Here is a 12746-nt window from a genome sequence, read left to right as displayed (position 1 = left end):
GTCCCCCGGAAGGCGGCGGTCACGATCGCCAGCGGGCGGCGAAGTCGGCGGCCAGGGCCGCAGCCTCCTCCTCGCCCAGCGCGACGTGCGACGCAAGGGCCGGCGGCCCGGGCCAGCCCGCATCCGCGAACCGTCGGCCAGCGTATTCCCGCTCACCCTCGTAGCGTGGCAGGACGTGCAAGTGGACGTCGGGATCGACCATCATCAGCATCAGGTAGTTGATGCGTTCGTAGGCCACAGTGTGGCGAAGCAGCGCCTCAATCCCGTCCACGGCCTGTTTCATATCGGCGAAGGCAGCCACGGAAAGCTCGGAGAAGGCCTGCGCTTCCTCCTTGCAGACCAGCACAAGGGCGCCGTAGGTCGGCTGCTGTGGCCGCACGAGGATGAGCCAATGTTCGGTCTCGGCGACCAGGGTCCGGGGGTAGCCAAACTTGCGGGCCGTGGGATTCGTCACGATCTATCCGTGTCAGCTGAGCGGCCAGGCCGCGCCGCGATCATAGGGAGCCGGTCCTGAGCATGAAAGGCCGCACGGCAGCATATGCGCTGGTCGCCATCGGGCTGGCGATCGCCGTCCCCGCCTGGGCTGACGACGGGTGCGAACTCACCCACGCGCCCGGAACCTCGAAGCTGACGGTGAGGGTGAACGGCATCCGCGCCGCCAAGGGCGAGGTGGCGATCACCGTCTATCCCGACGACAAGCGAAGGTTCCTGGCGCCCAAGAGCAAGCTGGCCCGGGTCCGGATCCCGGCGGTGGCTTCGGTGCACGCCTGTTTCTGGGTGCAGCCGGGCTATTACGCGGTGGCGATCTATCACGACGCCAACGCCGACCATAATTTCAACCGCACCCTGATGGGCCTGCCGGCGGAAGGTTTCGGCTTCTCCAACGACCCGGAGACCAAGGTCGGCCTGCCGCCATTCTCGGCGGTCCGTTTCAAGGTCTCGTCCGAGGACACCACCATCGCCATCCAGACGCGCTACCTTCGCTAGCAAAGCTCGTAGCGTCCGAGCGTCTCGAGGTCGCCGCCAGCGGTGACGCCGCGCACGGTGACGATGGCCCTGAAGCCCGCGCCGTCGCGGGCGATCTCGATCTCGTTCCAGCGCGCCGCCTGGTCATGCATGCCGGCCGGCGTGGAAGCCGAGGGGACCCCCAGTACCGGGATCGGACCGTCAGGCCCGGCGAACCCGCTCAGCAGGGCCGCATGGGCGTGGCCGTGCAGGACCAGCTCGGCGCCGGCCGCCGCCAGTGCGGCGCGCAGGTCCGCCGCGTCGGTCATCGACTTGCGCGGCGAAACCATCCCTGGCGTGACGGGATGGTGGACCAGCACCACGCGGAACAGGCCGCGGGTCTCGCGCAGCAGGGCGGCGGCGCGCTCGATCTGCGCGCGGCCCAGCCGGCCCTGCGCCAGGTGCAGCGACGTCGGCACGGCCGAGCAGAGGTTCACCAGCGCCACGGGTCCCCGCACCCGCAGCTTCGGAAAGCCAGGCTCGCATGGAAACCCAGGCTCGGCGTCGCCCAGCCAGGGCGTCCAGGCGCTGAAGTCCGCCGCCCCGCCGGCGCCGACCAGGGCGTCGTGGTTGCCGGGACTGACGGTCACAGCGGAAGGGTCGCCCAGGGTTCCCAGCCAGGCGCGGGCCGCCGCGAACTCTTCGGGCGTGGCGAAGTTGGTGAGGTCGCCGGTGATCGCCAGGTGGTCCGGCGCGCAGGCCGCGAGGTCGGCGGTGACCGCGTCCAGCACGGCCTTGGCATGCCGGTGACGCTTGCGCCGCCAGGCGAAGCGGCTCAGCAGCCGCTTGGACGCCAGGTCGCCGAGGCGGAACGGCAGGGGCGGCGGCGGCAGGTGCGGGTCTGACAGATGCGCGAGACGGAAGGCGGTCAAACCGGGGCCAGTGCTTTCCTAAGAGGTCGCCGCTCGGTATCAGGTTCAACCGATTTGCGTGAGAGGCGCCCCCAGGTTTTGCAGACGATTGAGGCGACGGCCCCGCCCGTGGGGATGATCCTGGGCGCGGGCGACGTGCGAATCTGGGGGATGAGCGCGCGGGAGCGGCTCCGCCGCACCTTCACGCGCGCCGGCCTCGCGGTCGCCGACGCGGCGCCGGGGTCGGGCGGGGTGGTGCTGGCTTTGGGCGGCTGGGTCTATGACGAGGCCCTGCTGGCCACCCTGGCCCAGCGGCCGGACGCCGTGCTGCTGACCGAGGAGGGGCAAGCCGTCGCCGCCCATGTGCCGGCCGGGCGCGCCACTGACGTCGCCGCGGCCCTGGAGCGCGGCGTCGATCCGGGCGGGCTGCAGCCGCTCGCCCTGGCCGAGCTCGCCTACAACAGCGCGCTGCGCAAACGCGAGCCGCCGGTGCTGGTGCGCCTGACGCCGCAGAACGTCCGCGCCGTGGAAGCGCGCACCTTCGCCGGCTCGTACAAGGGTGTCACCGACCTGGTGACCAAGTACTGGTGGCCGGCTCCCGCGCGCATCGTCACCCGTTGGTGCGCCGTCGCAGGATTGCGGCCGAACCATGTGACATTCCTGGGCTTTCTCCTGGTCCTGGCGGCGACCTGGCTGTTCTGGAACAGCCAGTTCGGCTGGGGCCTGGTCTGCGCCTGGATCATGACGTTCCTGGACACTGTCGACGGCAAGCTGGCGCGGGTGACCCTGACCTCGTCGAAGCTCGGCAACGTCTTCGACCACGGCATCGACCTGATCCACCCGCCGTTCTGGTGGCTGGCCTGGCACGTGGGCTGCGAACAGCTCGGCCTGCGCCCGCCGCACGCGGAGATCGCCCTGGCGGTGATCCTGGTCGGCTATGTGCTGCAGCGGATCGAGGAGGGGATCTTCATGCGCCTGTTCGGCTTCCACGTGCATTCGTGGCGGCCGTTCGACAGCTTCTTCCGGCTGATCACGGCGCGGCGGAACCCCAACCTGCTGATCCTGACGCCCGCCTGGGTGCTGGGCCGGCCGGACCTGGGCATCTACCTGGTCGCGATCTGGACCGGCGTCTGCCTGGTCGTGCACGGCGCCCAGCTGGTCCAGGCCACGGCGATGGGCCGCGCCCGCGTGGTCTCCTGGCTGGCGCGTTGACCCGCGTCGGCCTCATCTGGAACCAGAAGAGCCACCGGAACCAGGGCGCCGGCCGCGCCCCGCTGCCGGACGACGTGCTGGATATCGTGCCCGAGGAGCCGGCCCAGCTGTTCGCGGGTCTGCGCCGCTTCGCCGCCGAGGGCGTGGACCTGGTGGTGATCGATGGCGGCGACGGCACTGTGCGCGAGGTGCTGACGCGGCTGCCCGAGGCCTACGGCGGCCGCATTCCGCGCCTGGCCGTGCTGCCCAACGGCAAGACCAATGCGCTGGCCCTGGACATCGGGGCGCCGCTGGGCACCACGCTGGAGCAGATCCTGGCCTCGGTGGAGGCGGGCCGGCCGCTCAAGCGCCGTCACTGCCTGGAGATCGTGCGGCCGGGGCAGACGACGCCCGAGCGGCGGGGTTTCCTGTTCGGCCTGGGGGCCTTCGTGCGCGCCACCGAGCTGGCGCAACGCCACCACGGCCTGGGCTTCTTCGACAGCGCCGCCGTGGCGGTGACCCTGGTGACCGCCGCCGCCCGCACCCTGCTGGGCGGGCCGGGCGACCCCTGGCGGCGCGGGGAACCGGTGACCCTGTCCTTCGCCCCCGACGGCCCGCCGATGTGCTTCCTGTTGCTGGCCTCGACCCTGAAGCGCTTGCCGCTGGGGCTGAAGCCGTTCGGGACGCCGCGCGAGGGGCTGAAGGTGCTCTCGGTGGCCGCCCCGCCGCGCCGGCTCGTGCCGGCCCTGCCGACCCTGCTGCGGGGGCGCGACGCGCCGTGGCTGGTCAAGTCTGGCTACCGGCGGGATGATCTGGCCGGCTTCGACGCCAGCTTCCCGGGCGACTTCGTCCTGGACGGCGAAATCTACGATGGCGGCCAGCTGTCCCTGCGCCGCGGCCCGGAACTGGAGTTCGTGATCCCGTGAGCGACGTGCTCGCATCGCGCCTGGAGGCCGAGCTGGCGACGCCGGCGCCGGCGGCCGTGGTCGCCCTGGCCGCGGCCCTGGCCGATCCGGCGCGCGACGCGGCGATCCTCTACTATGGCTCGACGCTGCGGACCGGGGACCTCGCCGGCGTACTCGACTTCTACCGGCTGACCCGGGGGCCGCACCGAAGCGGCCTGCACGGCCTGGTCGAGCGGCTGCTGTGGCCGGAGGTGAGCTATCACGAGGTCCAGGTGGGGGAGGCGACGCTGCGCGCCAAGGTCGCCACCCTGCCGCTGGCCACCTTCCGCCGGGCTGCCGAGGGCCGCACGCTGGACACCACCATCTGGGCCCGCTTCGTGCAGCCGGCGCAGAGGGTCTGGAGCGGCGACACTGCGTCCGCCCGCGTCGCGGCCGAGGCCTGCGCGGCGGCGGTGATCACCGCGGGCCGCTATGCCGCGAAATTCGGTCCGGCGCAGGGGCCGCCGCACGCGTTCTGGCTGGCCCTCTTCCGGCGCACCTATGCCGCCGAGTTCCGGATGGAGACCAGCGACCGCGCCGATACCGTGCTGGCCTCGGGGGAGGGCCGCTATGCCGAGCTCCTGCCGCTGGCCTGGCAGGCGGGCGGGGTGGCGTTCGAGGCGCATGAGCAGGAACTGCGACCCGCGAAGCAGGGGTTGCCGGGCTGGATGCTGCCGAACCTGCTGGGCAAGCCGCTGAACGTCGCGCGCATCCTGAAGGCGGCTTTCACCTTTGAGGGCGCGGCGCGCTATGCGGCCTACAAGATCGAGCGGCATACGGGCGTCGATATCCCGGTCACGCCCTTCCGCGAGCGCCACCCGTTCCTGGCGGCGCCCGGCGCGTGGCTGCAGCTACGTAAGCATCAGGCCGAGGCGCGGCGGGCGCGCTTGAGCAGCCCGAATTCCTGACCCAGCTGTTCGAACATGCTGAGCACCCGGTCGATCTGTTCCGGCGTATGGGCGGCGCTGACGCTGGAACGCAGCAGTGGCCGGCTGTCCGGGGTGGCCGGCGGGATGGCCAGGTTCAGATAGATGCCGTTCTGCAGCAGGGCGTTCCACATGGTCACGGCCATCGCCTGGTCGGGCATGACCACGGCGGTGATCGGGCTGGCGTGCGGGCCGACCGCGTAGCCGAGGGTCCTGAGGCCGTCCCACAGGCGCTGGGCGTTGGCCTCGAGGCGGACCCGCAGGCTGGAGTCCTCCTCGAGCCGCTTCAGCGCGGTCAGGGTCGAGGCGATCACCGCCGGCGGCAGGGAGGCGGTGAACATGTACGGCCGGCTGACGATGCGCAGCAGGTCGAAATTGTCCTCGTCGGAGACCAGGAAGCCGCCCACGGCGCCCAGGCTCTTGGAGAAGGTGCCGACGATGAAGTCGACGTCGTCCTCGACGCCGCACATCTCGGCCAGGCCGCGGCCCTTGTCGCCGAGCACGCCCATCGAGTGGGCCTCGTCGACGAGCAGGTAGGCGCCCATCTCCTTCTTGATCGCGACGATCTCCTTCAGCGGAGCCACGTCGCCCATCATCGAATAGATGCCCTCGACGACGATCAGGCTGCCGGCGGCCTGGTCGCCCATCCGGCGCAGGCGCTTGTGCAGGTCTTCGGGGTCGTTGTGGCGGAAGCGGATGACCTCGGCCTGGCTCAACCGCGCGGCGTCATAGATCGAGGCGTGGCTGTCGGCGTCGAGGATCAGGTGGTCGCCGCGGCCGACCAGGCCGGAGATGCCGCCCAGGTTGGCCTGGTAGCCGGTCGTGAAGACCATGGCGTGCTTGCGGCCGTAGAACTTGGCCAGCGCCGTCTCCAGGTCCGTGTGGCCGCTGAAGGTGCCATTGGCGAACCGCGACCCGGTCGTTCCCGTACCCCATTCGCGCACGGCCTTGGCCGACGCCTCGATGCATTCCGGATCGAAGGTCAGGCCGAGATAGTTGTTGGTGCCCAGCAGGATCACCTTCTTGCCATCCAGCATGCCTTCGGTCGGCGACAGAACGGCGTCGAATCGAACGGCAAAGGGATCGGCGCCCGCAGCGCGGATGCCATCCAGCGGGGCGCGATAGCCCAGGTGCTTGTCGAGCAACCCCATCGTTAAGCCTTCACCCGCAGCTTGTTGATCAGATCGGAGAGGTCGCCAACCGTCTGCACCGTCGCCAGACGATCGAGGGGAATCGAGAGGTCGAAGCGATCCTCAAGCTCCATGACGATGTTCATTAGCGCAAGCGAATCCACAGCGAGATCCCGCGCGATGTCGGTATCGTGGGTGACCTGGACGCTCCGGCCAAGGACCGTCTCGGCCGCTCGCGCGACTTCACGGACGGTCAGATCCGTCGCCAGTTCCACCATACTTGAGCCCCCCATGGCTCTCTATCTGCTTACGCCAGCCGGCTAACTAACCATCTCCGGCCGGTTTTTCTACCTTGGGTTCGCCTTGTGGTCACAAAACGGCAGCTAATGTTTCATCCATGCCGCACTGCGGTACCACGCCACGGTGGCCTCGAAACCGGTCCTGAGGTCGTAGCGCGAAGGCGGCATTCCCGGTGATTGTTCCTCGGGCGCGACGGCCCAGTTCGGATGCAACAACTCCCGCGCCTTGGCCGAGGTCAACATGGGGGTGCGCCCCAGCAGCACTGTGAAATCATTTGTGATTCCAATCGCCCGGATCAGGACCCCCGGAATGGCCGCGAAGTGGGGTCTCCGGCCGCAGGCGTGGGCCGCCTCGGCCATCAGTTCGCGCCAGGAATAGCCGTCGGGACGCGAATCGGTAAGCGCGACGTTACGGCCCTCCGGCTGCGCTGCAGCAAGGCTGGCCACCTGCCGGCCGCAATCCTCGACATGGATCATCGAGACCCTGGCGGTTTCACCGATCAGGGGAAGGACCGGGCTGGACGCCGCCGCCTGGAACACCGGCAGGAGCTCGCGATCGCCGGGGCCGTAGATGGCGCAGGGGCGGGCCACGGTCAGGCGGGGGCCCAGCACTGCCGCCATGGCCGCCTCGCCGGCCGCCTTGCTGGCGCTGTAGTGCGACAGGCCGGGCTCGCGGGCGGTGAGGCTGGAGACCAGGATCACATGGGGCGTTCCCGCCCGCTCGGCCGCCTGCGCCACCCGCCGCGCGCCGGCTACGTTCACGGCGTCGAAGGCCGCGCGGCTCCTGGCCTTCACCAGGCCAGCGGCGTGGATCACCACGTCGGCACCCGCACAGAGCCGCGCCAGAGCGGCCGGGTCGCCGAGGTCGCCGGCCACCACCTGGGGCACGATCTCGCGCCACAGGGGGTCGATCGGGTCGCGCCGCGCCAGCACGCGCACGCGCCAGCCGTCCTCGGCCAGGGCGCGGACGATCTGGCGACCCAGGAAGCCGGTCGCCCCGGTGACCGCCGCGAGGCGGCCGGTCAGGCGGGTTCTTCCTGCTTGAAGGCGCCGGCCAGGAACAGGGCGCGGGCTTTCGACCGGCTGAGCTTGCCCGACGAGGTCTGCGGCAGGGCGTGGGCGCCCACCAGTTCCACCCGCGCCTCGACGCCGTGGCGGGCGCGGAGCAGGGCGGCGACATCGTCGGTTAGCGTCTGGCGGGCCTCGGCATCGCTGCTGCGGGCCTGGACCAGAACCACCAGCTGCTCGCCCTCGTCACGGTCGACCGAGAAGGCGGCGACATCGCCGCTGCGCAGCTTCTCGATCTCGGATTCCGCCGACCATTCAAGATCTTGTGGCCAGACGTTGCGGCCGTTCAGCAGGATCAGGTCCTTGGCGCGGCCGGTCGGCACGATCTCGCCGTCGATCAGGTAGCCGAGGTCGCCTGTGTCCAGCCAGCCGTCGGCGCCCAGGACGCGGGCGGTGGCCTCGGGCTCACCGAAATAGCCCCGCATCAGGCTGGGCCCGCGCACGAAGATCTGGCCCACATGCCCCTCGGGCGCCCGCGCGCCGGCCGGGTCGCGGACCTCCAGCTCATGCGCCGGCAGCACTGGACCGCAGCGGACGAACGGGCGGCTGCGGGCGCCTGAGGCCGTCTTGACGCGCCCGTCGCGCTCCATCCGGTCGACGTCGACGGTGTCGAAGCGCAGGCCCTGGCCCAGCGGCGCCATGGTCAGCGCCAGGGTGGCCTCGGCCATGCCGTAGCTGGGCACGAAGGCCTTGGCGCTGAAGCCCGCCGCCGCATAGCGCTCGGCGAAGCTCAGCAGGGGCGCCGGGCGGACCATGTCGCCGCCGCAGCCGGCGATCCGCCAAGCCGAGAGGTCCAGGCCCTCGCGCGTGCCGTCGCCCCGCCGGGCGCACAGGTCGTAGCCGAAGCTGGGGCTGTAGGAGATCGTCGCCCGGTTCTTGGAGATCAGGTCCAGCCACATCAGCGGCCGGCGCACGAAGGCCCCTGTGGGCAGCAGGTCGATGCTCATCTGCACGGCCATCGGGCTCAGCAGGAAGCCCACCAGCCCCATGTCGTGGTAGAGCGGCAGCCACGACAGCGCCCGGTCCTCCGGGACCACCCTCAGCCCGTGTTTGGTGATCGCCATGGCGTTGGCCATCAGGGCGCGGTGGGTGCAGAGCACGCCGGTCGGATTGCGCGTGCTGCCCGAGGAGAACTGGACGTAGCAGGGATCGTCCGCGCCCGGCGGCGGCAGGTCGGCGGGCGGCGCGTCCGGCAGGGCGGTGATCGACATCGCGACGCCGACGCCGCTGGCGGCGGCGGCCTCCTGCAGCCAGGGCAGCAGGCTCTCGGGGCCGAACACGGCGGCGGCCTTGGCCGAGCCCAGCATGCGGCCGATCTGTTCCACATAGGCCTCGCGCCCGCCAAGCGGGGCCGGCAACGGCAGGGGCGCGGGCGTCAGGCGGGCGTACTGGCAGGCGAAGAAGGTGGTGATGAAATCGAGGTCGGTGTCGGCCACCAGGCCGACCCGGTCCAGTGGCGTCAGCCCGGCGGCGAGCAGGCGCACGGCCAAGGCCCGGGCGCGCTCACGCAGCTCCGCATAGGGGACCACGGCGTTCAGCTCGCCGCGCAGGCCGTAGAGGTTGACGCCGGTCGGCCCGCCGGCGGCGAAGTCCAGGGCGTCGGTCAGGGTCGCGAAGCCGTCCACGCGGAACGGGCGGTCCGGAGCGGTCGGGGTCAGGATCAAACTTCGCCTTCCAGTCGTTCAATGGGCGCCGGGGCCGGCAGGGTCGCCGCCGGCCGATTCCCATTCTCTCTGAGGATGAACCACAGCATGCCCAGGGCAAGGGCGCTGGCCGCGCCCACCAGGCCCGCGCCTGCGCCTATAAGGCCGAACCGGGTCACGAGGAAGGCCAGGACGCCCAGGAAGGCGGCGCTGACCCCCAATCGTACCCGCACGGCCGCCCCCGGCTTGCCCAGGGAAATCAGCATCGGCTCCAGCGGCAGGGCGAAGATTCCGATCACCGCGGCGGCCACCTGCCAGGTCATCACCGCGGCGGCCGGGGCGAACGCTTTGCCCAGCGTGAGCGTCAGCAGCCACGGCCCGATGACGGCGCTGGCCGCCAGCAGCACCAGGCCGACCCCGCCGGCCAGCAGGCCCACGTTGCGCGCCAGCCGCCACATGGCGTGGTCGCGGCCATCGGCCCGCAGCCGCGCCAGCTCGGGATAGAGCGCCGGGGTCAGCAGCTTGGCCGGCTTGGCCATGGCGTCGGCCACCTGCCGGCCCACCCGCCAGAACGCCGCCTGCGACGGGCCCACCAGGCCGCCGACCATCAGGGTGGCGACATGGGTGAAGGCGACGTCCAGCGTCGCCGACAGATTGGTGTTCCAGGCGAAGCGCCAGACGCCCGGCAGGCCCGACGCCAGCGGTCCGCGCCAGGAGAACCCTTCCAGCAGCCCGCGCCTGCGCAGCTCGCCGAACGCGCCGCCTGCGAGGTACAGCCAGCTGCCGACGGTGCCCGCCGCCCAAGCCAGCAGGAAGCCCTGCATGGGCGCGTGCAGCGCCAGCGCCACGCCGCTGCCCACCAGCCGCAGAAAGGCGATCAGCGCGGCCTGCCGCGCCATCACGTCGAACCGGTCGAACAGCCTGAGCAGGCCCAGCGGCGTGGCCGAGACCATGAAGGCGATGGTGAACATGAACAGGGCGGCGGCGGGGGCCTGGTGGGTCGTCCAGCCCAGCCGGCCCGCGAACAGCAGGGAGCCGGCGATCCCCACCGCGATCCCGATCGCCGTGCTGGCCAGGTCCAGGATCAGGGTGAAACGCAGCACCTGCTGGAAGTCCGCCTTGCGGCCCTCGGCCAGCGGCCGCGCGCCGTAGTGCAGGATCGTCTGCCAGGACTGGAACTTCACCACCTCGCCGAGGAACTGGGCGAAAGCCTGGATCAGCACCAGGGCGCCCAGCTCGGCGGCGCCCAGGGCGCGGGCGGCGATCGCCATATAGGCCAGGCCCAGGACCGCGTTCACCGTGCGTCCGCCCAGCAGCAGGCCGGCGTTGCCGATCACCCGCCGCAGGATCGGCCGGACGCCGGCGATCTGTTCCGCCTGGGACGCGCTCATGCGCCGAACCGTATCCTTGTGCCTGCCGCCGATCCGCGGCGCGCCCTACTACCCCCTACCACGAACCTGCGCCAACCCTCGCGCGACCGGCCGGCGCAGGCGCGCCGCCTCCGGCACGACGTCGCGTCCGTAGAAATCCCTGAGCGCCCGGCTTGTGGTGGGCGGCGGCGCGGTCATTAGTTGGCGGCGGCTTTCGAGAGGTGGCGACATGCGCAGAGCGATCGCGGGACTGGCGGCGGCGGCCCTGGTCTGGATCGCGGCGCCCGCGACGGCCGAGATCCGCGCCCTAGTGGTGGCGGTCTCCCAGTACACGGCCCCGATCCCTTCGCTGGAGGGCACGCCCAACGACGCCGCGGCCCTGATGGCGCTGCTGAAGGGCGAGGGGGCCACGGACGTCGTCTCCCTGCGCGACGGCCAGGCCACCCGCGCCAATATCCGCGGCGCGCTGGAGGCGCTGGGCAAGCGGGCGAAGCCGGGCGACTGGGTGATTTTCTACTTCGCCGGCCACGGGGCCCAGGCGCGCAGCGCCGATCCCAGCGAGACCGACGGCATGGACGAGTTCCTGGTGCTGGGCGGCTTCAAGGCGGCCAACCCGGACCCGCAGCAGTTCATCGTCGACGACGACCTGCACGGCTGGCTGGTCAACTTCTTCCCGACCACGGTCAATCTGCTGCAGATCGCCGACGCCTGCCACAGCGGCACGATGAACCGCTCGATCACCGTCAAGAGCGCCTTCAAGGCCCGCCAGGCCATGCCCAACGCCATGGCCATCCCCCTGCCGCCCGGGCCGCCGGACCCGGCCGCGGTGGCGCCGGCCGGCGATCCGCCGAACCTGGTCTATGTGGGCGCGGCCCAGGACAACCAGTTCGCTCTGGAGGGGCCGCTGCCGCGGGGCGACTCTCCGTCGCGCGGGCTGCTGACCTACGCCCTGGAGGGGACGCTCAAGGATCGCCGCCCCAACGGCCACCTGGCCGCCGACCTGGATGACGACGGCAAGCTGTCCCTGGCCGAGTTGGCCGCCAGCCTGGAGACCCGCACGCGCGAGCTCTCCAGCACCCAGCAGTGGGCCTCGACCTTCGTCCCGGCCCGCAACGAGCGCAGCGTGGTCTTCCAGCCGCTGAAGGCGCCGCCGCCGCAGGACCGGCCCATCGAGGTGAAGGCCGCCGACCAGGAGGCCGCCGACTTGCTGGGCGGCAAGGGGCCCTGGGCCTCGATCCCGCGCGGCGTCCCGGATCTGACCTGGTCGGCCAAGGAGGGCTGGGTCACCGATTCCCGAGGCGACCGGGTGGCGGAGAACCTGACCAGCGCCGAGGCCCTGGCCGGGGTGATCGTCAAGCGACGGGTGATCGGCGAGCTGGCGGGCTCCGCCAACGAACGGCAGCTCAAGGTCGATATCGGCCCGCGGCCCAGGGGCCAGCTCTACAAGTCGGGCGAGAACGTCGACCTGGCGGTGACCCACAAGGGCGCGGCCGTCTACCTGACCGCCTTCAACCTGGCCGGCGACGGCACTGTGCAGATGCTCTACCCGCTGGACGGGGACGGCGACGGCCGGATGGCGGCTGGCGAGGCCCGGACCGTGATGGCCCGCACCCGCGCCGCGCCGCCGTTCGGCGTCGACAATGTGGTGGCGGTGGCGACGCCCGCGGCCCCGACGGCGCTCCGGGCCGCGCTCAACCGCATCAACGGCAAGCGCGAGGCCGAGATCGCCGCCGGCGCCGTGCATGACGCGCTGGACCAGGCCCACGGCCAGGCGGCCATGGCGCTGGGCGAGCTCTACACCGGCCCCTAGTGCGCGGCGGAGCCCGCCAGGGCGTCCAGGGCCTGCCGGGCGGCCGACGCGCAGCCGTCCGCCTGCACCGCCAGGATATCGTCCAGGGTCTTCAGGGTGGTCGGGTCGGGGCAGACGCCGCCACGGCGGCCGCCGAAGGTCCGGCCGGGCGGCGGCGGATCGATCAGGGTGCGCAGGGACTCCAGCTTGCCGACGTCGGCGGCCGCGGTCCGCCGCGCCGGCGTCGTCGCGCCCGAGGGGCCGCCCTTGAGGGTGGTCACGTCGCCGGCCGCCGCGATCAGCGTCAGGGTCTTGCCGGCGCCCAGGGCGACCTTCTGGCCGCCGTTCAGCGCCAGGCCGGCCTTGATGTCCGGATCGGTGGATTTCACCACCACATAGTCGGCGGCCCGCGCCGCGCCAGCCATGGCGGCGATCGCCACGGCGATGCCCACGATAGATCTGCGCATGGTCTCGTCCTCAACCCTGGCGAAGTGATCCAACGTCGATACGCCACGGTCAAGGCCGTGCGC

General features: G+C 71.6%; 13 protein-coding genes. 5 read left to right on the top strand and 8 right to left on the bottom strand.

The window, feature by feature from the left end:
* Positions 1 to 19 precede the first annotated feature (19 nt).
* Entirely contained in the window at positions 20 to 454 is a 435-nt protein-coding gene (locus Q0R13_RS00460) for an HIT family protein (RefSeq protein ID WP_293897794.1), read from the bottom strand.
* Between the two features lie 62 nt (positions 455 to 516).
* Here Q0R13_RS00460 and Q0R13_RS00455 point away from each other — a divergent pair, with 62 nt between their 5' ends.
* Entirely contained in the window at positions 517 to 987 is a 471-nt protein-coding gene (locus tag Q0R13_RS00455) for a DUF2141 domain-containing protein (RefSeq protein ID WP_293897791.1), read from the top strand.
* On the opposite strand, the gene Q0R13_RS00450 is transcribed toward Q0R13_RS00455, so the two are convergent.
* Positions 984 to 1877, bottom strand: a complete 894-nt coding sequence (locus Q0R13_RS00450; protein WP_293897788.1) for a metallophosphoesterase — start codon at positions 1875 to 1877, stop codon at positions 984 to 986. The genes Q0R13_RS00455 and Q0R13_RS00450 overlap by 4 nt on opposite strands.
* Before the next feature lie 114 nt (positions 1878 to 1991).
* Between Q0R13_RS00450 and Q0R13_RS00445 the strand changes: the two genes are divergently transcribed.
* From Q0R13_RS00445 to Q0R13_RS00435, 3 genes are read left to right on the top strand one after another with little or no spacing between them, the layout of a single operon-like run.
* Positions 1992 to 3068, top strand: coding sequence for a CDP-alcohol phosphatidyltransferase family protein (locus Q0R13_RS00445; RefSeq protein WP_293897856.1), 1077 nt, complete (start codon positions 1992 to 1994; stop codon positions 3066 to 3068).
* The gene (locus Q0R13_RS00440) at positions 3065 to 3973 is read left to right on the top strand and encodes a diacylglycerol kinase family protein (RefSeq protein WP_293897785.1); all 909 of its coding nucleotides are present in this window, start codon (positions 3065 to 3067) and stop codon (positions 3971 to 3973) included. Before Q0R13_RS00445 ends, Q0R13_RS00440 begins: the two co-directional genes overlap by 4 nt.
* A complete protein-coding gene (locus Q0R13_RS00435) occupies positions 3970 to 4899 on the top strand; it encodes a hypothetical protein (RefSeq protein ID WP_293897782.1) in 930 nt (309 codons plus the stop codon). Before Q0R13_RS00440 ends, Q0R13_RS00435 begins: the two co-directional genes overlap by 4 nt.
* On the opposite strand, the gene Q0R13_RS00430 is transcribed toward Q0R13_RS00435, so the two are convergent.
* The 5 genes from Q0R13_RS00430 to Q0R13_RS00410 all read right to left on the bottom strand — a co-directional run bounded on the left by Q0R13_RS00430 (position 4854) and on the right by Q0R13_RS00410 (position 10448).
* A complete protein-coding gene (locus Q0R13_RS00430; protein WP_293897779.1) occupies positions 4854 to 6068 on the bottom strand; it encodes a pyridoxal phosphate-dependent aminotransferase family protein in 1215 nt (404 codons plus the stop codon). The genes Q0R13_RS00435 and Q0R13_RS00430 overlap by 46 nt on opposite strands.
* Positions 6069 to 6070: 2 nt before the next feature.
* Positions 6071 to 6322 (bottom strand): acyl carrier protein, encoded by a 252-nt coding sequence (locus Q0R13_RS00425; protein ID WP_293681199.1) that lies wholly within the window; start codon positions 6320 to 6322, stop codon positions 6071 to 6073.
* Between the two features lie 108 nt (positions 6323 to 6430).
* The gene (locus Q0R13_RS00420) at positions 6431 to 7372 is read right to left on the bottom strand and encodes an SDR family NAD(P)-dependent oxidoreductase (RefSeq protein WP_293897851.1); all 942 of its coding nucleotides are present in this window, start codon (positions 7370 to 7372) and stop codon (positions 6431 to 6433) included.
* Entirely contained in the window at positions 7369 to 9075 is a 1707-nt protein-coding gene (locus tag Q0R13_RS00415) for a fatty acyl-AMP ligase (protein ID WP_293897848.1), read from the bottom strand. The genes Q0R13_RS00420 and Q0R13_RS00415 overlap by 4 nt, the downstream gene beginning before the upstream one ends.
* Complete coding sequence (locus tag Q0R13_RS00410) at positions 9075 to 10448, bottom strand: lipopolysaccharide biosynthesis protein (protein ID WP_293897776.1); 1374 nt, start codon at positions 10446 to 10448, stop codon at positions 9075 to 9077. The genes Q0R13_RS00415 and Q0R13_RS00410 overlap by 1 nt, the downstream gene beginning before the upstream one ends.
* Positions 10449 to 10656: 208 nt before the next feature.
* On the opposite strand from Q0R13_RS00410, the gene Q0R13_RS00405 reads away from it, so the two are divergent.
* A complete protein-coding gene (locus Q0R13_RS00405; protein WP_293897773.1) occupies positions 10657 to 12237 on the top strand; it encodes a caspase family protein in 1581 nt (526 codons plus the stop codon).
* Here the strand turns inward: Q0R13_RS00405 and Q0R13_RS00400 are convergent.
* Positions 12234 to 12683 carry a hypothetical protein gene (locus Q0R13_RS00400; RefSeq protein WP_293897770.1) on the bottom strand — a complete coding sequence of 150 codons (450 nt, stop codon included), beginning with the start codon at positions 12681 to 12683 and terminating at the stop codon, positions 12234 to 12236. The two genes, Q0R13_RS00405 and Q0R13_RS00400, sit on opposite strands and share 4 nt — an antisense overlap.
* Positions 12684 to 12746: the final 63 nt, after the last annotated feature.

Origin of the sequence: Phenylobacterium sp. (assembly GCF_025351295.1) — a bacterium.
Lineage (GTDB): Bacteria > Pseudomonadota > Alphaproteobacteria > Caulobacterales > Caulobacteraceae > Phenylobacterium.
This window is presented reverse-complemented; position numbering and strand designations above follow the sequence as displayed.